24 protein-coding genes are annotated in these 22,781 nt (G+C 46.6%); 19 read left to right on the top strand and 5 right to left on the bottom strand.

The features are described 5' to 3' along the window. Window position 1: 1 nt before the first annotated feature. Complete coding sequence (locus tag AUL54_RS03210; protein WP_060962866.1) at window positions 2–628, bottom strand: YhcN/YlaJ family sporulation lipoprotein; 627 nt, start codon at window positions 626–628, stop codon at window positions 2–4. Between the two features lie 156 nt (window positions 629–784). On the opposite strand from AUL54_RS03210, the gene AUL54_RS03205 reads away from it, so the two are divergent. Next, window positions 785–2,113: a PhoH family protein gene (locus tag AUL54_RS03205; RefSeq protein ID WP_060962865.1), complete on the top strand. Its 1,329-nt coding sequence runs from the start codon at window positions 785–787 to the stop codon at window positions 2,111–2,113. Here the strand turns inward: AUL54_RS03205 and AUL54_RS03200 are convergent. Continuing rightward, window positions 2,108–2,584, bottom strand: coding sequence for a hypothetical protein (locus AUL54_RS03200; protein ID WP_060962864.1), 477 nt, complete (start codon window positions 2,582–2,584; stop codon window positions 2,108–2,110). The two genes, AUL54_RS03205 and AUL54_RS03200, sit on opposite strands and share 6 nt — an antisense overlap. 102 nt (window positions 2,585–2,686) lie before the next feature. Here AUL54_RS03200 and glsA point away from each other — a divergent pair, with 102 nt between their 5' ends. From glsA to pyc, 4 genes are all read left to right on the top strand, one after another. Continuing rightward, on the top strand, window positions 2,687–3,616 hold the full coding sequence (gene glsA, locus AUL54_RS03195; RefSeq protein WP_060962863.1) for a glutaminase A: 930 nt from the start codon (window positions 2,687–2,689) through the stop codon (window positions 3,614–3,616). A 107-nt stretch (window positions 3,617–3,723) separates the two neighbouring features. Continuing rightward, entirely contained in the window at window positions 3,724–4,005 is a 282-nt protein-coding gene (locus AUL54_RS03190; RefSeq protein WP_016936238.1) for an Fpa/YlaN family protein, read from the top strand. A 204-nt stretch (window positions 4,006–4,209) separates the two neighbouring features. Beyond that, a complete protein-coding gene (locus tag AUL54_RS03185; protein ID WP_049628415.1) occupies window positions 4,210–5,421 on the top strand; it encodes an FtsW/RodA/SpoVE family cell cycle protein in 1,212 nt (403 codons plus the stop codon). A gap of 75 nt (window positions 5,422–5,496) precedes the next feature. Continuing rightward, window positions 5,497–8,943, top strand: coding sequence for a pyruvate carboxylase (gene pyc / locus AUL54_RS03180; protein WP_060962862.1), 3,447 nt, complete (start codon window positions 5,497–5,499; stop codon window positions 8,941–8,943). Window positions 8,944–9,036: 93 nt separating this feature from the next. Here pyc and ctaA read toward each other — a convergent pair whose 3' ends face one another. Beyond that, window positions 9,037–9,963 carry a heme A synthase CtaA gene (gene ctaA / locus AUL54_RS03175; protein ID WP_060962861.1) on the bottom strand — a complete coding sequence of 309 codons (927 nt, stop codon included), beginning with the start codon at window positions 9,961–9,963 and terminating at the stop codon, window positions 9,037–9,039. A gap of 343 nt (window positions 9,964–10,306) precedes the next feature. Between ctaA and cyoE the strand changes: the two genes are divergently transcribed. The 6 genes from cyoE to ctaG all read left to right on the top strand — a co-directional run bounded on the left by cyoE (window position 10,307) and on the right by ctaG (window position 16,279). Further along, window positions 10,307–11,224 carry a heme o synthase gene (gene cyoE / locus AUL54_RS03170; protein ID WP_060962860.1) on the top strand — a complete coding sequence of 306 codons (918 nt, stop codon included), beginning with the start codon at window positions 10,307–10,309 and terminating at the stop codon, window positions 11,222–11,224. 217 nt (window positions 11,225–11,441) lie between these two features. Next, on the top strand, window positions 11,442–12,512 hold the full coding sequence (gene coxB / locus AUL54_RS03165; RefSeq protein ID WP_060962859.1) for a cytochrome c oxidase subunit II: 1,071 nt from the start codon (window positions 11,442–11,444) through the stop codon (window positions 12,510–12,512). A gap of 31 nt (window positions 12,513–12,543) precedes the next feature. Continuing rightward, on the top strand, window positions 12,544–14,412 hold the full coding sequence (gene ctaD / locus AUL54_RS03160) for a cytochrome c oxidase subunit I (RefSeq protein WP_060962858.1): 1,869 nt from the start codon (window positions 12,544–12,546) through the stop codon (window positions 14,410–14,412). Beyond that, window positions 14,412–15,035, top strand: coding sequence for a cytochrome c oxidase subunit III (gene ctaE / locus AUL54_RS03155; protein WP_013352146.1), 624 nt, complete (start codon window positions 14,412–14,414; stop codon window positions 15,033–15,035). The genes ctaD and ctaE overlap by 1 nt, the downstream gene beginning before the upstream one ends. Window positions 15,036–15,037: 2 nt before the next feature. After that, complete coding sequence (ctaF, locus tag AUL54_RS03150; RefSeq protein WP_007409686.1) at window positions 15,038–15,370, top strand: cytochrome c oxidase subunit IVB; 333 nt, start codon at window positions 15,038–15,040, stop codon at window positions 15,368–15,370. 24 nt (window positions 15,371–15,394) lie between these two features. Then, complete coding sequence (ctaG, locus tag AUL54_RS03145; protein ID WP_101605498.1) at window positions 15,395–16,279, top strand: cytochrome c oxidase assembly factor CtaG; 885 nt, start codon at window positions 15,395–15,397, stop codon at window positions 16,277–16,279. Window positions 16,280–16,312: 33 nt separating this feature from the next. Here the strand turns inward: ctaG and AUL54_RS03140 are convergent, their stop codons facing one another. Continuing rightward, window positions 16,313–16,672 (bottom strand): YugN family protein, encoded by a 360-nt coding sequence (locus tag AUL54_RS03140; RefSeq protein WP_016936230.1) that lies wholly within the window; start codon window positions 16,670–16,672, stop codon window positions 16,313–16,315. 140 nt (window positions 16,673–16,812) lie between these two features. Here AUL54_RS03140 and AUL54_RS03135 point away from each other — a divergent pair, with 140 nt between their 5' ends. The 8 genes from AUL54_RS03135 (at window position 16,813) to coaD (ending at window position 21,407) form a co-directional block, all read left to right on the top strand. After that, window positions 16,813–17,256, top strand: coding sequence for a CBS domain-containing protein (locus AUL54_RS03135; RefSeq protein WP_016936229.1), 444 nt, complete (start codon window positions 16,813–16,815; stop codon window positions 17,254–17,256). 83 nt (window positions 17,257–17,339) lie between these two features. Then, complete coding sequence (locus AUL54_RS03130) at window positions 17,340–18,380, top strand: CAP domain-containing protein (protein ID WP_060962857.1); 1,041 nt, start codon at window positions 17,340–17,342, stop codon at window positions 18,378–18,380. A gap of 171 nt (window positions 18,381–18,551) precedes the next feature. Continuing rightward, window positions 18,552–18,962 carry a YlbD family protein gene (locus tag AUL54_RS03125; RefSeq protein WP_047475165.1) on the top strand — a complete coding sequence of 137 codons (411 nt, stop codon included), beginning with the start codon at window positions 18,552–18,554 and terminating at the stop codon, window positions 18,960–18,962. A 15-nt stretch (window positions 18,963–18,977) separates the two neighbouring features. Further along, window positions 18,978–19,217 (top strand): YlbE-like family protein, encoded by a 240-nt coding sequence (locus tag AUL54_RS03120; RefSeq protein ID WP_003154475.1) that lies wholly within the window; start codon window positions 18,978–18,980, stop codon window positions 19,215–19,217. A gap of 70 nt (window positions 19,218–19,287) precedes the next feature. Then, window positions 19,288–19,737, top strand: coding sequence for a regulatory iron-sulfur-containing complex subunit RicF (locus tag AUL54_RS03115; protein WP_016936226.1), 450 nt, complete (start codon window positions 19,288–19,290; stop codon window positions 19,735–19,737). A gap of 57 nt (window positions 19,738–19,794) precedes the next feature. After that, window positions 19,795–20,067 carry a YlbG family protein gene (locus tag AUL54_RS03110; RefSeq protein WP_016936225.1) on the top strand — a complete coding sequence of 91 codons (273 nt, stop codon included), beginning with the start codon at window positions 19,795–19,797 and terminating at the stop codon, window positions 20,065–20,067. Between the two features lie 298 nt (window positions 20,068–20,365). Further along, the gene (gene rsmD, locus AUL54_RS03105) at window positions 20,366–20,920 is read left to right on the top strand and encodes a 16S rRNA (guanine(966)-N(2))-methyltransferase RsmD (protein ID WP_045927180.1); all 555 of its coding nucleotides are present in this window, start codon (window positions 20,366–20,368) and stop codon (window positions 20,918–20,920) included. Between the two features lie 4 nt (window positions 20,921–20,924). Next, window positions 20,925–21,407: a pantetheine-phosphate adenylyltransferase gene (coaD, locus tag AUL54_RS03100; protein ID WP_016936222.1), complete on the top strand. Its 483-nt coding sequence runs from the start codon at window positions 20,925–20,927 to the stop codon at window positions 21,405–21,407. Between the two features lie 17 nt (window positions 21,408–21,424). On the opposite strand, the gene ylbJ is transcribed toward coaD, so the two are convergent. Beyond that, the gene (gene ylbJ, locus AUL54_RS03095) at window positions 21,425–22,651 is read right to left on the bottom strand and encodes a sporulation integral membrane protein YlbJ (protein ID WP_060962856.1); all 1,227 of its coding nucleotides are present in this window, start codon (window positions 22,649–22,651) and stop codon (window positions 21,425–21,427) included. Window positions 22,652–22,781 lie beyond the last annotated feature (130 nt).

Genomic DNA, 22,781 nt, shown 5'->3' with positions numbered 1-22,781 from the left:
TTTACCGGCGGTTATTCATGTGATGATCCGATTGATCATTCTGCTCTTTTTGCAGCTTGTTCTGCTCTCTTTGGTTCAGCTGGTCATCATTCGATTTAGTCGGTGATTCTTTTTCATTGTCGGTCACATCATTCGGAACTTCCGGCATGACACGTCCGACGATGGCGGCGAGTTCGTCTAAAATGCCTGAAACGGGACGTCCGGCCTTAATATCGCTGCCCATGCCTCTCAGGCGGGAGACTGTATCAGGATCAGCGACGACAACGGCATTGGCGCCGTAAGGATCGTTTTTTAACGCTTGGGCAACGGTGTATTTAATGCTTTCCACTTTGCTCCGTTCTAAATTGTCATCCACATCGATTCCGACGACTGAGTATCTTCCGAGTACGACCGCGGTGGCATCTGTAATGCCTGGGATTTTTTCAGTCACTTCGACTAGATGCTTTGCAATGTCTGTCCGGCCGGGATTCGCAGCTGTTTCAGGAGCTGTATCACTCACATGAATCGGTTTTGCTCCGCCCTGATCGGTTGATTCGTTTTGGATATTGCTGCGCCCGCGGCCGTCCTGTACAGCGGTGCAGCCGGTCAGAATAAATAAAGCTTGTATGATAATGAAAAGAATTCGCACGTCAGATTACCTCCTTTAATGCTTTCATTTCTTTTATTGTTGAATTAACCTTCTATCTTTATTCACCAAATCATATATTTTAGCAGGCATCCCCGTTTTTCACGAAAAGAGAAGCACACGCTGGGCTTTGATCCTTATTTTTCAGGAGGCTGAGACTTGAGTAAAATTTATGTGTTAGATACGAATGTACTTTTGCAGGATCCTAACGCCATTTTTTCTTTTGAAGAAAATGAAGTTGTCATCCCCGCCGTCGTGCTGGAAGAGGTCGATTCAAAAAAGCGGTATATGGACGAGGTCGGGAGGAATGCGAGGCACGTATCTAAGCTGATAGACGGGCTCAGGGAGAAAGGAAGGCTGCACGAAAAGGTTCCTCTTGAAAGCGGAGGAACGCTCAGAATTGAACTGAATCACCGGTCATTTCATCAGCTTCAGGAAATTTTTATCGAAAAAACAAATGATAACCGCATTTTGGCGGTGGCAAAAAATTTAAGCCTTGAGGAGGAAACGAAAGAAAACGGCCGCCCCGTCATCCTGGTCAGCAAGGATGTGCTGGTCAGGGTAAAGGCGGATGCCATCGGGCTTTTGGCGGAGGACTTTTTAAACGACAGAGTCGTTGACCATGATGAGATATACAGTGGGTACAAAGATATATTTATGAATAAAGAGCGGTTTGACTCGTTTTATAAAAACAAACAAATTTCAGTCAAGGAGCTTCAGCAGCATCAGGTTTATCCGAATCAATTTGTGCTGATGAAAGATGAATTAGGAGGATCTTCTTCTGCGGTCGGCATGGCAGATAAGAAAGGGGAGACCGTAAAAAGACTCGTTTTCGATGATGAGCACGTATGGGGCATCAGGCCGAAAAACGTCCAGCAGACAATGGCGCTTGAACTCCTGCTGAGAGAAGATATCCCGCTTGTCACCCTGATCGGAAAAGCGGGAACGGGAAAAACCTTGCTTTCTCTTGCAGCGGGGCTTCTGCAGACGGAGGATCTCGGTATTTATAAAAAGCTGATCGTCGCTCGTCCCATCGTTCCGGTGGGCAAGGATATCGGATATTTGCCGGGTGAAAAAGAGGAGAAGCTCAAGCCGTGGATGCAGCCGATCTTTGATAATCTTGAATTTTTGTTCAATGCGAAAAAGCCGGGTGAACTTGAAGCGATTTTAGCGGGCATCGGATCAATTCAGGTCGAGGCCCTGACATACATTCGGGGAAGAAGCATTCCGGATCAGTTTATTATTATCGATGAGGCTCAGAATTTGACGAGGCACGAGGTAAAGACACTTTTGACACGGGTGGGAGAAGGCAGCAAAATTGTCCTGATGGGCGACCCGGAGCAAATAGATCACCCATATTTAGACAGTTTAAATAACGGACTTGCTTATGTCGTAGAACGGTTTAAAGGACAAACCGTCTCCGGCAGCGTGAAGCTTATGAAAGGCGAAAGGTCCGGCCTTGCACAGCTTGCGGCCGATTTGTTATAAAACTTCGATTTCTGTGACGCCTGTTATCGGTTTTTCAAAGTTTCCGTTCAAGTAAAAATGGACCGGGCCGCCGTCTTGAAGAGGCTTCCCTGACTCACAGAAATGGGCGATTGCGTCCATCGCCTTTTCAAGCGGCACCTCGGTTCTTTCAGATCCTGAAATAAATACGCAAAGGACAGCGCTTTCTTTCGGCTCGGCATTTGCTAAGACAGCACCGAGCTTCATGGCGAAGCTGCCGTTCATTAATCTTTCTTTTTCAAAACGTTTCTCGCTTTTTAAAGTCGGCGGCGAAATGCGCCCTTCTCTGATCAACCGTTCCGGATCGAGTGTATGCTCCTTAGTTTCTGCCGAGCCGTCTGAGTGAACGGGCTGATTGTTTTCAAACGGAAACTTGCGGTCATCGAAAATCCAGACACTCGGATCAATTGTAATCGGGTATGTAACATTGCCTTTAACTTGAATAACGCTCATGGTGAAGCCCCCCTTTACTTAAAGTATAAAAGTTTTCGCATGAATTGTCACTTTGCGTCGCAAATTAGATGTATACAACGGCAGCGAAGTGAGGGGATCGAAATGGTATGCCGGCATTACCAAGAGCTGGACGCACTCGTTCAAGAAGCGAAAAAAAAGACCGGAGAAGGCAAAGTGGCAGACTATATTCCGGCTTTGGCAGAATCGGGGCAAGACAGCCTTTCAGTCACGATTTATCATGCGGAAAATACATGTCTGACGGCAGGAGACGCCGACCGGACATTTACGCTGCAGAGCATTTCGAAGGTGCTTTCTCTGGCGCTCGTACTGATGGATTACGGAAAGGAAAAGATATTCAGCTGCGTAGGGCAGGAGCCGACCGGCGACCCGTTTAATTCCATTGTGAAGCTTGAGACGGTGAACCCGGGCAAGCCTTTAAATCCGATGATTAATGCGGGCGCTCTCGTCGTTACGAGTTTTATTAAAGGGCATACGCCGAAAGACCGTCTGGATTATCTGCTCGGATTTATCAGAAGGCTTGCGAATAATCAGGATATTACATATTGCAGACATGTCGCAGAATCAGAATTCAGTTCCTCCATGATCAATCGGGCAATGTGTTATTACATGAAGCAGTATGACATTTTTAAAGGCGATGTTGAAGAGGTCATGGATTTGTATACAAAGCAGTGCGCGATTCAGATGAGCAGTCTGGATTTAGCCAAAATCGGCTGCGTATTCGCACTTGACGGCAAGCATCCGGAGACCGGGGAACAGGTCATTAAAAAAGATGTGGCGAGAATCTGCAAGACGTTTATGGTGACATGCGGCATGTACAATGCGAGCGGGGAATTCGCGATCAAGGTCGGCATTCCCGCCAAAAGCGGGGTTTCGGGAGGAATCATGGGCATTTCGCCATACAATTTCGGAATCGGTATATTTGGCCCGGCGCTTGATGAAAAAGGCAACAGCATCGCGGGTGTGAAGCTTTTGGAAATCATGTCTGAGAAATACAGGCTGAGTATTTTTTGAAACACTTTTTATCATGACATCTGCTTAAATCCTCTTGCAATTTCACCTGATACCCTTTATGATAAATAGAAGAATTAGGTACTCGCCTGGGGAACGGAGGGATACTTTTGGCTTCAGAGATTATAGTTGACCATCAGCAGAAAGCATTCGAACTGTTGAAGTCAGATGCTGAGAAGATTTTGAAGCTGATCCGAGTACAAATGGATAACTTAACGATGCCTCAATGTCCTCTGTACGAAGAGGTCTTGGATACTCAGATGTTCGGACTGTCGAGGGAAATCGATTTTGCTGTCCGCCTGGGATTAGTTGATGAAAACGACGGAAAAGAGCTGCTGGACAGACTTGAAAGAGAACTGTCTGCTCTGCATGACGCGTTTACAGGAAAATAAATGATCAAACTCAAACTATTCAACGGTTTGGGTTTTTTTATAACCGTAAACCGTTTTTTTGCATCTTCTTTTCGTGAGACGGTCTATTAATCTGCATTTCATCCGAAAAACTATAAAGAAACTGCGTAAATTGTTTATGAATTATAGTAAAATATAATACGCAATAGGTATTAAACGTAAGCTTTAAGCAGGAAAGAGGATGTTATGTTTAAAAGAATGTTAAAATCTTACGATTATTCATTGATAAGCGCTATTATTCTGCTGTGCAGTTTCGGATTGGTAATGGTATACAGTTCAAGTATGATTACCGCCGTTATGCGTTACGGCGTGAGCAGCGACTATTTTTTTAAACGGCAGCTGTTCGCCGTCATTGCAGGGCTCGTGCTGTTTATCATCGCGGCCGTTTTTCCGTACAAAGTGCTCGCCCATCAAAAGGTCCAGAAAATATTACTGCTTGCGTCAGTGGCTGCGCTTTGCGCGCTGTTTGTTTTCGGACATGTTGCCGGAAACGCGCAAAGCTGGTTTAAAATCGGCGGAATGGCCATTCAGCCGGGGGAATTTGTCAAGCTGACCCTGATTCTGTATCTTGCCGCGGTGTACGCGAAAAAACAAAGCTATATCGATCAGCTTTTGACAGGAGTTGCTCCGCCGGTGATCGTCACCGTAGTCATTTGTGCGCTTATCGCCATTCAGCCTGACTTCGGAACGGCGATGATTATCGGTCTGATCGCGTTTTGCGTCATTATGTGTTCGGGATTCAGCGGAAAGACGCTGCTCAGGCTGGTTATCATGGCGGGAATCGTATTACTTCTTGTCAGCCCGATCATTTATCTGAAATGGGACGATATTTTGACACCAGGGCGCATGAGCCGGTTTGAAAGCCTTGAAAATCCGTTTAAATATGCCGGCACATCAGGCCTGCAGATTATAAATTCGTATTATGCGATCGGCTCAGGCGGTTTTTTCGGCCTCGGTCTCGGAGAAAGCATTCAAAAATACGGATATCTGCCGGAATCGCATACAGACTTTATCATGGCGGTGATTTCAGAGGAGCTCGGCATTTTCGGCGTCCTGTTCGTCATTGTGCTGCTTGCTTTTGTTGTGTTAAAAGGTTTTTATATTGCGAGAAAATGTGAAGATCCGTTCGGCAGTCTCCTGGCAATCGGGATATCCAGTATGATTGCGATTCAGACCTTCATCAACCTCGGCGGTGTCAGCGGTTTAATTCCGATTACGGGTGTTCCGCTGCCGTTTATCAGCTACGGAGGCTCATCCATGTTTTTATTATTGACAAGCGCCGGTATATTGGTGAACGTCAGTATGCATGTCAAGTACTCAGAAAAGAAGAAAAAGAGGGAACCCGTTCCGTCTAAGGGGATAAAAAGACGGCAGACGGAAAAATCTGTGTATCTGTAAAAAACAAGTGTATACACAGGGGGGATATTCCTTTATTATAAACTACATATTTAATAGGCCAAGGGGGAGAGAAATTTGTCACAACAATCCATCCAAAAAGTGTTAGTAGCAAACAGGGGAGAAATTGCGATCCGGATTTTCCGGGCGTGCACAGAATTGAACATCAGAACGGTAGCCGTTTATTCAAAAGAAGATTCGGGTTCCTACCACCGCTATAAAGCGGATGAAGCCTATCTTGTCGGAGAAGGCAAAAAACCGATAGACGCGTATCTTGATATTGAAGGGATTATTGAGATTGCGAAAAGAAACGGTGTTGACGCCATCCATCCGGGTTACGGATTTCTGTCTGAAAATATCCAATTTGCGAGACGCTGTGAAGAAGAGGGCATCGTATTTATCGGACCGACGTCAGCGCATTTGGATATGTTCGGAGACAAGGTCAAGGCCAGAGAGCAGGCAGAAAAAGCCGGCATCCCCGTTATCCCGGGGAGTGACGGGCCTGCTGAAACATTAAAAGATGTCGAACAATTCGCAAAAGTTCACGGGTATCCGTTTATTATTAAAGCTTCGCTCGGAGGCGGCGGCCGGGGGATGAGAATCGTCAGAAGCGAGGGCGAATTGAAAGATTCGTTTGAACGGGCCAAATCAGAAGCGAAAGCCGCATTCGGAAACGACGAAGTGTATGTTGAAAAACTGATCGAAAATCCTAAGCATATTGAAGTTCAGGTGATCGGAGATAAAGAAGGCAATGTCGTCCATCTGTATGAGCGGGACTGTTCCGTTCAGAGACGCCATCAAAAGGTCATTGAGGTGGCGCCGAGTGTATCCTTACAGCCTGAATTAAGGGACGAAATCTGTGAAGCGGCTGTCGCCCTTGCGAAAAATGTCGGCTATATCAACGCGGGAACTGTGGAATTTCTCGTAGCGGACGGTGAGTTTTACTTTATTGAAGTGAATCCTCGCGTACAAGTGGAGCATACGATTACGGAAATGATTACGGGGGTTGATATCGTTCAGACGCAGATTCTCGTTGCGCAGGGCCACGGACTCCACAGCCGTGCCGTCAATATTCCTCAGCAAAAAGACATTTTTACAATCGGATATGCGATACAATCACGTGTGACCACTGAAGATCCGCTGAATGACTTTATGCCTGACACGGGTAAAATTATGGCTTACCGCTCAGGCGGCGGCTTCGGCGTCCGCCTTGATACAGGGAACAGCTTCCAGGGCGCGGTTATCACGCCTTATTACGATTCACTGCTCGTCAAACTGTCGACATGGGCGCTGACGTTTGAGCAGGCATCGGCAAAAATGGTCCGCAACCTGCAGGAATTCAGAATCAGGGGCATTAAGACCAATATCCCATTTCTTGAAAACGTGGCAAAGCATGAAAAATTCCTGACCGGGCAATATGATACATCGTTTATCGACACAACGCCTGAACTGTTTGTTTTTCCTAAACAGAAGGACCGCGGGACAAAAATGCTTTCTTACATCGGCAATGTAACGGTAAACGGTTTTCCGGGAATCGGGAAAAAAGAAAAACCTGCGTTTGATAAGCCTCAGGCCATTGCGTTAGGTATCGGAGAAACGCCGGTAAACGGCACGAAACAGATTCTCGATGAAAGAGGCGCTGAAGGGCTTGCTGACTGGGTGAAAGAGCAAAAGTCTGTACTCCTGACTGATACAACGTTCAGGGATGCCCATCAGTCTCTGCTTGCGACCAGAATCAGAACAAATGATTTGAAAAAAATCGCGAACCCCACGGCTGTCCTGTGGCCTGAACTGTTCAGCCTTGAAATGTGGGGAGGCGCGACATTTGATGTAGCATACCGTTTCTTAAAAGAAGATCCTTGGAAACGCCTTGAAGATCTCCGCAAGGAAGTGCCGAACACATTGTTCCAGATGCTGCTTCGTTCATCAAATGCCGTCGGTTATACCAACTATCCGGACAATGTCATCCAAAAATTTGTCCGGCAGTCAGCAGAATCAGGTATTGATGTATTCCGGATCTTTGACAGTCTGAACTGGGTGAAAGGGATGACGCTGGCCATCGATGCCGTCCGTGAAACCGGAAAAGTGGCGGAGGCTGCGATTTGTTATACGGGAGATATTCTTGATAAGAACCGGACGAAATATGATTTGAAATATTATCTTTCCATGGCGAAAGAACTTGAGGCGTCTGGTGCGCACATTCTCGGCATTAAAGACATGGCCGGTCTTTTGAAACCGCAAGCAGCATATGACCTTGTCTCCGCGCTGAAGGAAACGATTGATATTCCCGTTCATCTTCACACGCATGATACGAGCGGCAACGGCGTCTTTCTCTATGCCAAAGCTGTTGAAGCGGGTGTGGATATCGTGGATGTCGCCGTCAGCTCAATGGCGGGGCTGACTTCACAGCCGAGCGCAAGCGGATTTTATCATGCGCTTGAAGGAAACAGCCGCCGTCCTGAAATGGATGTCCGGCAGGTTGAAAGACTGTCACAATACTGGGAATCCGTCCGTCAATATTACAGTGAATTTGAAAGCGGGATGAAGTCTCCGCACACTGAGATTTATAATCATGAAATGCCGGGCGGGCAGTACAGCAATTTGCAGCAGCAGGCAAAAGGAGTCGGCCTGGGTGACCGCTGGAATGAGGTGAAAGAGATGTACAGCGTCGTCAACCGCATGTTCGGCGACGTCGTTAAAGTAACACCTTCTTCCAAAGTCGTCGGAGATATGGCGCTTTACATGGTGCAAAACAATTTAACAGAACAAGATGTTTATGATAAAGGCGAAACACTTGATTTTCCGGATTCAGTCGTTGAGCTCTTTAAAGGGCAGATCGGCCAGCCGCACGGCGGATTTCCGGAAAAACTGCAAAAGCTCGTGCTGAAAGGGCAGACGCCGATCACGGTAAGACCGGGTGAGCTGCTTGAACCGGTATCTTTTGAAGGCATTAAAGAAGAATGGAAAGAAACGCATCAGATGGAATTGAGTGATCAGGACGCAATCGCGTATGCTCTTTATCCGAAGGTTTTCACTGAATATGTACAAACGGCTGAACGCTTCGGTGATATTTCCGTATTGGACACACCGACTTTCTTCTACGGCATGACGCTGGGTGAAGAAATCGAAGTGGAAATCGAGCGCGGAAAAACGCTGATCGTGAAGCTTGTATCTATCGGTGAACCGCAGCCTGATGCGACACGGGTCGTTTATTTCGAATTGAACGGCCAGCCGCGTGAGGTAGTCATTAAAGATGAAAGCATTAAATCATCCGTAAAGGAAAAATTAAAAGCCGATCGGACAAACCCAAGCCACATTGCAGCATCAATGCCGGGAACCGTTATTAAATTGTTAACTGAAACCGGCGCGAAGGTGAACAAAGGCGATCATCTGATGATTAATGAAGCGATGAAAATGGAGACGACGGTGCAGGCGCCGTTCTCCGGGACGATTCAGCAGATCCATGTGAAAAACGGGGAACCGATTCAGACAGGCGATTTACTGATCGAGATTGAAAAAGCGTAAAAGAATGAACATTAAAAAACCTGATCCATGTGCGATCAGGTTTTTTGTATGTAAAAAGACCGAAGCTCTGATGCTTCGGCCTTTTCATGTGCCTCAGATGTTCCGCTGTTTTGATTCATAACGGAAGCGGGCGATTAATAATAAGAAATAGCATAGGACACCGAACAGCCCGGCAATAAAGAGTGAATGGGCAAGTGCAAAACCGGTGGCCATTTCTGAATAAACAACCATGATTCCGGAGAGCGCCTGTAATAAAACAAAGACAAGAGCCGCCGTCCAGCCACCAAGAATCTGTTTTTGGTCTTTGTAGGAGCGCACCGCATGCACGAAAGCGATAAGGACCCATACGAACAGAAGCAGCGCTGCCGTTCTGTGGCCCATCTGCACCCACTCCTGAAATTGGGACGGAAGCCCGTGGTTCAGTCTGCTGCAAAGCGGAACATCAGGACAGGCAAGGCTTGATTGCGTATGGCGCACATAAGCCCCCGTATAAACGACGATATACGTGTAAATCGAAAGGCCGATCATATGAAACTGCATTTTCCTGCCGATTCTGAGCGGCTTGACGAGCTTTTTGTCTGATTTATCCGCTTCAAAGATGAGCAGCGTCAAAATCAGAACAGAAGCGAAAGAAATCAGCGATATGCCGAAATGAAGCGCCATAACGAGCGCATTTGATCCGAAAACAACCGCTAATGCGCCGAGAAGCGCCTGTAAAAATAAAAAGATAATGGACATAATGGCGAGAAAGGTTGTTTCACGGAAAACAGGCGTGACTTTTCTCCATGCCCAAAACGCGAGGCTCAGCACGAGAACGATTGAGACACCGCTTGCGAGTCTGTGGCTCCATTCAATGATAGAAGCGGCATTAAGCTCCGGGAAAAAGCGGCCGTGGCAAAGCGGCCACTGTCTTCCGCATCCGAGACCCGACCCTGTCTTTGTGACAAGAGCGCCGCCGATCAGCACGACGAGCATGACGAATGTCGTCAGTACACCGAGTGCTTTTAAAGCTTTATTCATTTTACATTCACCTTCTTAACAAACTGGACAAAATGATATACGTACCAAGTGTAAGCGAATATGTGTTTTGTGGCAATTCTCAATTCTGTTTGTTCACAAAAATATAATAGAATCAGGACTTCTTAGATAATGGGGTTGATTATTCCAGATGGGTCTGATAGAAATAAAGTAACCGCTTTATTATGCAATCGGCGGATTTAGTAAAATTCATAAAACGTTCACAAATAAATTCCTGTTTCTCGTTTAATATTTAAGAGGATGTTTTTTTACAGGTCATTATCTTGTATGATAGAATTGCAGGTCTTAAAAAACCTGCTTTAGGTTTGTAAGGGAGGTTTACGTTATGGCTAATTCCAGAATTTTAAACGATACAGCTATAGACGGACAGATTGAAGAGACGACGGCATGGAAGGATTTCCTTTCGCTTATTAAAATAGGAATCGTCAATTCGAATTTAATTACGACTTTTACCGGCATGTGGCTTGCGTTACATATATCCGGTCTGAGTTTTTTAGGCAATTTAAACACCGTGCTTCTTACATTAATAGGATCTTCACTGATCATCGCCGGTTCTTGTGCGGTTAATAACTATTATGACCGTGATATTGATCATTTAATGGAACGCACGAAAGTAAGACCGACGGTTACCGGAAAGATTCAGCCGAATCAAGCGCTGTGGTCAGGAATTTTACTCATTGCTTTAGGACTTATCATGCTTTTAATGACCACCGTAATGGCGGCAGTCATCGGTTTTATCGGGGTGTTTACGTACGTTGTTCTTTATACAATGTGGACGAAACGCCGCTATACGATTAATACGGTTGTCGGAAGTGTATCGGGCGCGGTTCCGCCGTTAATCGGCTGGACAGCGGTTGAAGGGCACATCGGTGTTGTCGCATGGGTATTATTCATGATTTTATTCATCTGGCAGATTCCGCACTTTTTAGCGCTTGCGATTAAGAAGACGGAAGATTACAGAGCAGCGAATGTTCCGATGCTTCCGGTAGTGCACGGCTTTGAGGTGACGAAAAGACAGATTATCGTCTGGGTCGCATGCCTGCTGCCGCTTCCGTTTTTCCTCGGCAGTCTCGGTCTTCCGCTCGTCATTCTCGGCACTCTGCTGAATGTGGGATGGCTTGTTCTCGGACTGATGGGTTTCCGTATGAAAAACATTATGAAGTGGGCAACTCTTATGTTTGTCTATTCGCTTAATTACATGACCATTTATTTCGTAGCAATGGTGGTCTTCACGCTGTTTTAATTGAATAATGAGCTTGTTTGATCGCCAAAACAAACAATGACAACTAGTAAACGCCGCCTTGACCTTTTGTTTAATCAGGCGGCTTTGCTTTTATACATAGATGGAATTTTAAGTAAAAAATCTCATATTTTAAGAAATGAGGAAATGAAGTATTTCAGCTGGAAGCAGATTTACTGCTCGTGCATTTTGTACTGATTCAAAAAAGGGGTTGGGTGAAATGTTAAAGCGTTGGCGTCTTTTATCATTATTAGCCTTAGTGCCGCTTTTATTGAGCGGCTGTGGAAAACCGTTTCTGTCCACACTCAAGCCTGCCGGCGAAGTGGCTGATAAACAGTATGATCTGACGGTGCTCAGCACACTTATCATGGTTGTCGTCGTTGCGGTCGTAGCAGTTATTTTCTTTTACGTCATTGTGAGGTTCAGACGGTCGCGTATAGGGGAAGACACGATACCGAAACAGGTGGAGGGGAACCGTTTTTTAGAAATCACCTGGACCGTTATTCCGATCCTGCTTCTGATTATTCTTGTCATCCCGGTTGTCATCCAGACACTGGCGCTGGCGGATACGTCGCCGATGGATAAGAAAAACCGTAAAGCAGAGGATGCGCTCGTGATTAATGTAAGGGCGAATTTATACTGGTGGGAATTCGAGTATCCTGATTACGGGTTTGTGACCAGTCAGGAGCTGATCGTTCCCACAGATGAACGCGTTTATTTCAAGCTGAAGTCCTCAGATGTGAAACACTCTTTCTGGATTCCGTCAGCCGGAGGAAAAATCGATACGAATACTGATAACGACAATACTTTCTTTCTGACCTTCGATTCTAAACGCAGCAAAGAAGCGGGGAAATATTTCTTCGGGAAATGCGCGGAGCTGTGCGGACCTTCGCATGCGCTGATGGATTTCAAAGTGAAACCGCTGCCGTCAAAAGAATTTAAACAATGGACGAAAGCGATGAAAAATTATAAGCATACAACAGATTCCGATTTAGCCGCGCAAGGAGAAGAGCTGTTTAAGGAAAAAAACTGCCTGAGCTGTCATGCGGTTGAGCCTAATGATAAACGGGCTGAAGCGGCAAGAACGGCTCCGAACCTGGCTACCTTCGGCGAACGTGTCAAAGTAGCCGGCATCAAGGATGCGAATAAAGAGAATATAAAAGCTTGGCTGAAAGATCCGGACAGCATTAAACCGGGCAATAAGATGACAGGCACTTATCCGAAGCTTTCGGACTCTGAAACAGATGCGCTGTATGAATATTTAAAAGGGCTGAAAGCGGAGAACAAGTGAGGACAGGGAGATATCAGGGGGGAGGTCGCAAATGATGAATACGCTTACAGGGAAGCAAAGAAAAGGCTCTTTGCTTTGGGACTATTTGACGACGGTTGACCATAAGAAGATCGCGATTTTATATATGATCGCCGGGGGATTTTTCTTCGTCGTCGGCGGACTTGAGGCCATGCTTATCAGGATTCAGCTCTTGAGACCGGGAAACGATTTTGTGAATGCGCAGCAGTTTAATGAAATTATGACGATGCACGGCACGACAATGATCTTCCTGGCCGCAATGCCGCTGTTATTCGGGCTGATGAACGCGGTTGTGCCGCTACAGATCGGGGCGCGTGACGTATCATTTCCATTTCTGAATGCGCTTGGGTTCTGGCTGTTTTTCTTCGGGGGAATCTTCTTGAATCTGAGCTGGTTTTTAGGAGGCGCTCCAGATGCAGGCTGGACGTCGTATGCGTCGCTTGCGCTGAATTCGAAAGGGCACGGCATTGACTTTTTCGTGCTCGGCCTGCAGATATCAGGCTTAGGGACGCTGATCGCGGGGATTAACTTTCTGGCAACCATTATTAATATGAGGGCGCCAGGTTTGACGTATATGAGACTGCCGCTGTTTACGTGGACGACATTTGTGGCGTCGGCACTCATTTTATTCGCATTTCCTCCGCTTACCGCCGGTTTAGCGCTGATGATGCTGGATCGTCTGTTCGGGACGAATTTCTTTAATCCTGAATTGGGCGGAAATACGATTATCTGGGAGCACTTGTTTTGGATTTTCGGGCATCCGGAAGTATACATTTTAATTCTTCCTGCTTTCGGGATTTTTTCAGAAATCATTCCTGTGTTTGCGAGAAAGCGTCTGTTTGGTTATTCCTCTATGGTTTTTGCGATCGTGCTGATCGGCTTTCTCGGGTTCATGGTATGGGTTCACCACATGTTTACGACCGGACTCGGACCGATTGCCAATGCGATATTTGCGGTTGCGACAATGGCGATCGCGGTGCCTACGGGCATTAAGATTTTCAACTGGCTTTTGACGATTTGGGGAGGAAACGTCAAATTCACGACGCCTATGCTGTATGCCGTCGCTTTTATTCCGTCTTTCGTGCTCGGAGGTGTGACGGGTGTCATGCTGGCGGCCGCAGCGGCAGATTATCAGTTCCATGATACGTATTTTGTCGTAGCGCATTTCCACTACGTCATCATCGGCGGCGTGGTGTTCGGCATTCTGGCGGGCGTGCATTTCTGGTGGCCGAAAATGTTCGGGAAGGTGCTTCATGAAACGATGGGGAAAATTTCCTTTGTCTTGTTTTTTATCGGGTTTCATCTTACCTTCTTCATTCAGCATTTCCTCGGCTTAATGGGAATGCCGCGGCGTGTTTACACATATCTGCCCGGTCAGGGGCTTGATACCGGCAACCTGATCAGTTCAATCGGCGCGTTTTTCATGGCGGGCGCGGCTGTATTGCTCGTCGTCAATATTATTTATACTTCTGTAAAAGGGAAATACGTCGGGAATGACCCGTGGCTGGACGGACGTACGCTCGAATGGGCGGTCTCTTCGCCGCCGCCTGAATATAATTTTAAACAGCTTCCGTTTGTGCGGGGACTTGACCCGCTGTGGATTGAAAAGCAGGCCGGAAATGAAGGGATGTCTCCTGCAGAGCCTGTAGAGGACATTCATATGCCGAACGGCTCCATCATGCCGTTTATCATGTCCTTCGGGCTGTTTGTCGCAGCGTTCGGGTTTTTATACCACTCCGATTATTCATGGGGGCTTCCGGTTATCTTTATAGGCCTCGGCATCACATTCTTTACCATGCTGCTTCGGTCCTTGGTCGATGATTACGGCTATCATATTCACAAAGAAGATCTGCCGAATGATGATAAAGGGGTGAAGGCGTAATGCAGCTACAGGAAAAAATGACGGCTGAAACCTTTCCGGCTTCTCCTGAAAAAGCAACGCTTGAAGGGAAAAATAAGTTTTTAGGATTTTGGCTGTTTCTCGGCGGGGAAACGGTTCTGTTCGCCTCGCTTTTTGCGACATTCCTCGCGTTGCGGGAATCTAAAGCGGGCGGGCCGTCAACGGCTGACATGTTCGAGCTGCCGATCGTGTTTATCGCTACGATGCTTCTGTTAACGAGCAGCTTAACGAGTGTGTATGCAATGTATCATATGAAAAATTTCTCCTTTAAAAAAATGCAGGTGTGGCTTTTGATTACCGTTTTATTGGGAGCGGGATTTTTAGGGGTGGAAATTTATGAATTTAAGCATTACACTCATGAGTTCGGCTTTACCATTACTAGCTCTGCGCTTGGCTCGGCGTTTTACACGCTGGTCGGCACACACGGAGCACACGTGGCATTCGGGTTATTATGGATCAGCGCACTGATGATCCGGAATGCTAAAAGAGGGCTCAGCCTTTATAATGCGCCGAAATATTATGTGGCCAGTCTATATTGGCATTTCATTGATGTCGTGTGGGTCTTTATCTTTACCGTTGTATATTTGATGGGGATGGTGGGATAACGATGGACGATAACAAAAACAGAGGGACTGTCAGTACGGATCTCGAATATCGGAAAAAGAAAAATGCCGAGGAGATGAAATATCAGGTCATATCCTTCGGTTTGATGATCGGCCTTACGCTTGTCGCTTTTTTGACGGTGGCTGCTGACGGCATTGCCGGATGGTTTACGATGCCGTTTCTTATCCTGCTTGCGGTCATCCAGGTCATCTTTCAGCTGTTTTACTTTATGCATATGAGCCAGAAAGGGCATGAAGCGCCGTCACTATTTCTGTATTCGGGAATATTTGTCGCGTTTATCACCGTGCTTGCATTTGTCACGATTATTTGGTGGTAATCGGGGCGGCGGGGAGTGAGAGATTTGATTAATTTGGAAATGTTCGGGTTTCGCGCCATGTGGAGCCCGTATCTGTTTTGTATAACTGCCGTGATAACAGGTGTTTACTTTTACTGGTGCAGCCGGCATAAAGGACGTGTGTCGGCTAAAGAGAAGGTGCTGTTTGTGCTTTCCGCGCTGTTTTTTTACGCGGCTGCGGGAAGTCCCGTTGATTTATTGGGCCACGTGATGTTCAGCGCTCATATGGTGCAGATGGCGGTTCTGTTTTTAGTCGTGCCGCCGCTCTTGATTTCCGGAATTCCCGGCTGGGCATGGAAAAAACTGATTTTCCGTCCCGGCGTAAAGCCGCTGTTTTCATTTTTTTCACAGCCGCTTATCGCTTTGCTGCTGTTTAACGGCATTTTTTCACTGTATCACATTCCGTTTATATTTGATTTCGTCAAAATGGATTCGCTGTATCACGCGCTGATGAACGGACTCATCTTTGTAACGGCGTTTTTTATGTGGTGGCCGCTTGTGCATCAGGTGGACGGTCTGCCCCGGCTCAGCGGTTTAATGAAGCTTGGGTATATTATGGCGGACGGGATTCTGTTAACGCCGGCTTGTGCGCTCATTATGTTCAGCGGGGCGCCCATGTATGCCACGTACACAGATCCGGCGGCTTGGGCCGAAGCTATGAAGCTTTGTGTCCCTTTAGACTTGGTGGAGAAGATCCCTTTATCCGGTCCGGAGATATTTAACACGCTTCCTCCTCTGGAAGATCAGCAGCTCGGGGCAGTGCTGATGAAAATCATACAAGAGATTGTTTACGGAACATATTTGGCTGTCGTCTTTTTTCAGTGGGTCAGAACGGAACGGGAAAAAGATACGCTCTCAGAGCCGCCGTATATTGAGCATACCGTCTCATAAAAAAAGTACAGCATATTCTGCTGTACTTTTTTATTACATTTGCACTGTTTTTAAAGACTCTGCCAATTCAAGCAGTAATGCCTTGCTTTTTGCGACGACATGTTCCGGAAATTCTTCATCGCTGCCGTATTCTACGCCGTGCGGATAATAATGCTTTCCTAAAAGAGGGGCCTTCAGCTGAATCACGGCACGGCTGCCGCCTACATCGCCCTCTTTTGCCGTTCCTTGAATCCGCAGATAAAATGTCCCCTCAGCAACTGAAAACTTTTTGTCGTAAGTCACTCTTTCATAATCCCATTGTCCGGCCAGAATGAGCCCTTTGCTTTCCATCAGATCATTCAAGCGGCTGAGCTCCGCAGTTACCCCTTCAAGACCGCTGTTTTCAAACTTCAAACCTTCCCCCTCCTTTTAAAATTTACCTTTCCTGACAATCATAGTATGAAAGCGTTGCACATTCAATGATTCATACGGTGAAAGTATGCAAAAAGAAAAATTTGACGACAATAGTAGCAGAAAAAAGGAGGAATTCCGCAATGACAAAGATCAATAAGCTCATGACGTCAGACTTGCAATATTGTACAGTATTAGATAATGTATATGAAGCTGCGGTGAAGATGAAAGACGCGGATGTCGGCGCTATTCCGATAGTGGATGAAGACGGAGCGACCCTTGTCGGGATCGTGACAGACAGAGATCTCGTATTACGGGGAATTGCTTCCAAAAAGCCGAACTCTCAAAAAATAACCGACGCAATGACAGAGCGGGTTATCAGTGCAGAAGAAGACGCTTCTGTGGAAGAAGTGCTTCATATGATGGCTGAACATCAGCTCAGAAGAATCCCCGTCACACGGGATAAAAAACTGGTCGGCATTGTCACGCTCGGCGACCTTTCCTTGGCTGAGCAATCAAATGAGCAAGCAGGCCGGGCGCTGTCTGACATTTCTGAAGACGAAGGTCCGGAAGGGTTTATCCATTAAACATAAATGACGGGCGCTGCAAATAGGCTGTACTGTATAAGAAAAACAATAATAGAACGGTTTGATTTCATGGGGGTGAGAGGTTGAAAAATATCGCCAGGGCTCTCGTTATCCTTTTGCTTATTTACGGAGCGTATGTTCTGTTTATACAATATGGATCGGCTCCTCAGAAAAAAACGAATCAGGAGGAGCCTCAGGTTTCCAATGAGGAGGCGAGCGGAAAACGACTGAAAATACCGTCATCCGGACTGCTTTCTCTTATGGGGAAATCTGCTGCCGATGTGAAAAAGAAACTCGGGGAACCGTCCCGGAAAGATCCTTCTGCCTATGATTATGAATGGTGGGTGTACAACCAGGGGAAAGACCAATATGTACAAGTCGGTATTCTGAATGATAAAGCCGTGACTTTATACGCTTCAGGAAGCGGCATCAACGCAAAACCGTTTAAGATCGGCGAATCGACGGGCGAAGTCTTTAAAACGACGCAGGTTGCTCCGTTTGTCAATGTGACGGATAAGGGTAACACGTACCGGTTTGAGTTTTCTGAAGAAGATATCAATACCCGTCCCACTGTCAAGATCGGCGGTATGTATGTTCAGCTGTACATGGACAAATTTGACGGGAATCTGTCAAGCATCAGGGCATTTGATGCGGAGACGTTAGTAAAACAAAGGCCGTACGAGGTCATGTACAGAGGAAGACTCACAGAACCCGAGCCTGTTTCCGATAAAAAATGGGACAGCATTGAACGGGCGAGCGAACAGCAGATTCTCGATATTACAAATGTCATCCGCGTGAAACACGGACTTACAAGGCTGAAATGGGACGAAGGCGCTGCAAAAGTGGCATTCGGCCACAGCCGGGACATGAAGGACAACAAGTATTTCTCCCATGTCTCAAAGAAATACGGGACTTTGAAGGACCGCTTGGAAAAAGGCGATGTGAAATACCGGGAGGCCGGTGAAAATATTGCCTACAACTATGTGGACGGTCCGGCGGCAGTGGAGGGCTGGCTGAACAGTGAAGGACACAGAAAAGCGCTGTTAAGTCCTGATTACACCCACCTCGGGGTCGGCGTGGACCGGAAATATTATACGCAAAACTTCATTAAGCCTTGGCAGTAAAAACCGCAGAGGGCGCAGCCCCCGCGGTTTTTTTGTGTTTTTCGCGAGCGGGCTCCTGCCGGGAAAAATAATTTTTGCATATACCTGCTTTTTTTCGCAATTTAGGCGAACATTAAGGCGCCTGAACCGATACATTATAGCAGGCAAAACTTTTCGGAGGGGGTGAGAATTGTGGCGAATCAGCAATCACGGCAATCAATCGATGATTTTAAACAATTCGTAAAAAAGCATCCCAAACTGATCCAAAATGTTCGCAAGGAACAAAGAAGCTGGCAGGAAGTCTATGAAAATTGGGTTCTCCTCGGCGAGGACGATTCGATGTGGGACCCATTTAAAGACGAGGCCGTTCAGTCTGCTTCTGAAGCGGAAACCAAACAGGAACCAGCTGAAAAGAACGATTTCGTTTCAAAAATGGTCACTGCCGTCAAAAAGATGGATATCAACCAAATGAATGAGCAGATCAATAAAATGAGCCAGTCTATTTCATCATTGCAAAGCCTTTTAAGCCAATTTTCGAGCAGCGATACGAAGCAGCCCCGGCAAGGCTCCGGACAACATCCTTTTTCGTTCAGGAAGGATTAAAGAAGGGGATCGTGTATGCGAAAAGAGGTTCAGGAATTCATATCTGCAGATGAGGAACGGAAACGGTTTATACGGCAGCGCCCCGTCTGGTACCGAAGACTCGCGAGAAAGCCGGACGATCTCAATTCATTTCAGCTGGACATGATGAATTTTTATGAAAAAACAATACCGCACCGGGTAAGCCAATTTTCAAATGGGATTCAGATGGCGCAGATGATGATGCAGATGGTTCACGCCATGCGTTCGCAGGATTAAAAAGCATTTAAACGCCACATTTTCCAATTGGCAGGTTTCGTGGTAAACTAACAACTGGAGGTGCGTATTAATGTATGCAACAATTGAGTCCGTCCGGCTTCAAAGTGAAGCGGAGCAGCTTGCCGGCATGATTCTGCAGTCTGAGACGGCTGAAAATTACCGCGATTGTTACAAGCGTCTCCATGAAGATGAAGAGGCAGGGCGGATTATTCGTTCTTTTTTGAGCATTAAAGAGCAGTATGAGGATGTGCAGCGCTTTGGCAAATACCATCCTGATTATAGAGAAATTTCCCGCAAAATGAGAGAGTTGAAGCGGGAGCTGGATTTAAATGATAAGGTGGCCGAATTTAAAAAAGCGGAGACTGAGCTTCAGTCGCTGCTTGACGAGATCAGCATCGAACTCGGCACGGCCGTTTCGGAGCATGTAAAAGTTCCGACGGGGAATCCTTATTTTGACGGCCTGTCATCCTGCGGCGGCGGCTGCGGTTCCGGCGGCGGCTGCGGATGCAAAGTTTCCTGACGAGACGGCCGTCTCGTCTTTTACATAAAATGAACAGAGAGTCAGGCGGTGATCATGATGGAAAGCAAGCGCCAAGGCATAATCGTATATCTGCATTCTTTAAAACACAGTAAAATGCTGAGAAAATTCGGCAACGTTCATTATGTTTCCAAGCGGCTGAAATACGCAGTGCTGTATTGCGATATGGGCCAAATCGAAAAAACGATGGAAAAGATTTCTTCTTATTCATATGTGAAGAAAGTAGAGCCTTCATATAAGCCCTTTTTAAAGCTGGAATTTGAATCAAAGCTTGATAAAGCGAAAGAGTACGATTATAAGATCGGCATATAAAAAAATCCCCGCAGAAACCTGCGGGGTCCTTCTATTCCTTAACAAGTTAAGGAGAAGGCAAAGGGAGAGGAGAAACCGGAGGAAGAACTTATGGGGAAACGTAAGTCTTCTCCGCGGTTGGCAACAACATCATTTATTGATGCTGTTACACGTAGTTTTGACAAGAATGTGAGCATGTATACATGATTTCACGCTCATTGTTTGAAAGAATGCTTTATGATAAGATAGGGATTGTTTTTGTACATAACGGCTCAGCCGATGCGAAACATCAAAGTTTTCAGAAAAAGTGGTGTGAAAAATGAGAGTAATTTCCGGTTCAAGAAAAGGACGAGCCTTAAAGGCTGTGCCGGGCACATCAACAAGGCCGACGACGGATAAAGTAAAAGAGTCTATTTTTAATATGATCGGCCCGTATTTTGACGGAGGAACGGGGCTGGATTTGTTTGCGGGGAGCGGCGGTCTCGGAATTGAAGCGCTGTCGCGCGGATTTGACCGCTGTATCTTTGTGGATCGGGATTTCAAAGCCATCCAAACGGTAAAAGCGAATATAAAAGCGCTGGATCTGCTGTCTTCAGCGGAAGTATACCGCAATGATGCAGAGCGGGCCCTCTATGCCGCGGCGAAACGGGAAAAAGGTTTTGACGGAATTTTCTTAGATCCCCCGTATAAGGAACAAAAGCTGAAAGCGCTTATCGAAATGATTGATGAAGAGAACATGCTGAATGAAGGCGGTTTTGTCGTAGCCGAGCATGATAAAGCGGTTGCGCTTCCTGAAGCCGTCGGCGCGCTTACTGTAACAAGAAGGGAAATTTACGGGCTTACAGGAGTGACGATATACCGAAATAGGGGGTAATGATGTGGCAAGTATAGCTGTATGTCCCGGAAGTTTTGATCCCGTCACCTACGGACACATGGACATTATCAGGCGGGGAGCAAACGTGTTTGAGCATGTGTACGTATGCGTGCTTAATAATTCTTCCAAGCAGCCGCTGTTTACAGTCGAAGAACGCTGTGAGCTATTGCGGGAAGTGACAAAAGACATACCGAATATTACGGTCGAGACGTCAGGGGGACTGTTGATCGACTACGCGAAAAAAAAGCAGGCGAATGCGATTATCAGGGGACTCAGAGCTGTTTCTGACTTCGAATATGAGATGCAGGGAACCTCTGTCAACCGCGTGCTTGACGAGTCAATAGAAACCTTTTTTATGATGACGAACAATCAGTACTCTTTTTTAAGTTCAAGCATTGTAAAAGAGGTCGCAAAATATAACGGGCCTGTTTCAGAGTTTGTTCCTCCGGAAGTCGAACAGGCGCTGCAGCAGAAATTTAAAGGATGAGAAGCGCGTATGGCGTCTCATCCTTTTTTTATTCGTGCTGACAGCCTGTAACAATAAATCAGTGCGTATACGGTGAGGGCAGCCAGGGTTACGGCGGGGCCGGCTTCAACAAGTGTGTTCCATCCGCTGACGGCAGCCGAGGCCGCGCCCTGATCGCGGAGCGGAAGGAATACGGACTGGTAAGGTTCGTCCAATGCAAGATAAAGCGGCTTCCACAGTAAAAGAATAAAAAGGGCGGCATAAATGCCTTGAAGGATACGCGCTGCGAAAAACGGTTTAAAGCGGATGTCTGTTTCCGATAAAATGCCGGCCACTTGGGCCTGTACGGAAAGGCCGCTGAAACCGAGAATAAAACTCACAATCATCGCTTTCGGCAGCAAGGCGGCATCCGCTTCACTGACCAGCTTGCTCCCAAGCGTAATCTCAAACATTCCGCTGATAAGAGGAATGTCCAGACTTACGGGAAGATGGAAGAGCGAAAGAAGCGCGTTTGTAAATACAGAAAGCACATCCATGACTTGTACGATTGATAATAACCGGCTGAAAACCGAAAACAATATAATAAAACCGCCCACCATCAGCAGGGTTTGTACAGAAGACGTGACGGCGTCGCTTAAAATTTTTCCGAGCGGCCGCTTTTCCGAAAGCCGCGCTTTGTGCAGCGCCAGAAATGCTTCTTTCAGTGAAGGAAGAGAGAGCGTCTTTTTCCCGGTATACGACGCTTCTTCTTTCCGTCCGTATGAACGCATCGTCAGGCCGACGGCGATGTTTCCGAGATAGTGAGCTGATGCTAAAAGAATGCCGAGAGAGGCGTTATGAAAAAAGCCGACCGCCACAGCCGCGAATATAAATAACGGATTGGATGAATTGGTAAAAGAGACGAGGCGTTCAGCCTCCACTCTGGAGATCTGTTTCTCCTGGCGCAGCCGTGCAGTCAGTTTCGCGCCGGCCGGATTTCCTGAAGCCATGCCCATAGCCAGTACAAATCCGCCGACCCCCGGCACTCTGAAAATGGGGCGCATAAAGGGTTCGAGTAAAAGGCCGACAAACCTGACAATACCGAATCCGATTAAAAGCTCAGATAAAATAAAAAACGGAAGCAGCGAAGGAAAAACTACCTCCCACCACATGGAAAGTCCGGTTTTGGAGGCTTCGAATGAGGCCTGCGGGTGTGAAATAACCGTCGCCGTCAAAAAAATAAAAAACAATGAAATCAAAAATGTATGAAACTTAGACAAGTTCATTCTTACCTCCCCAATGCTAAAATTGCACACTGACATTTATATCATGATAAAATATAGAACAGACCTTAAGGACGGCCGGGCAAGTACCTATTTGTCATCCTGTACTAATATACGAGCATAGGGGTTCAAT

The sequence above is a fragment of the Bacillus sp. SDLI1 genome (genome assembly GCF_001553895.1).
GTDB classification, from domain to species: Bacteria; Bacillota; Bacilli; order Bacillales; family Bacillaceae; genus Bacillus; species Bacillus siamensis.
Note: the sequence above shows the minus strand (reverse complement) of the source record. Positions and strands in the feature narration are given on the sequence as shown.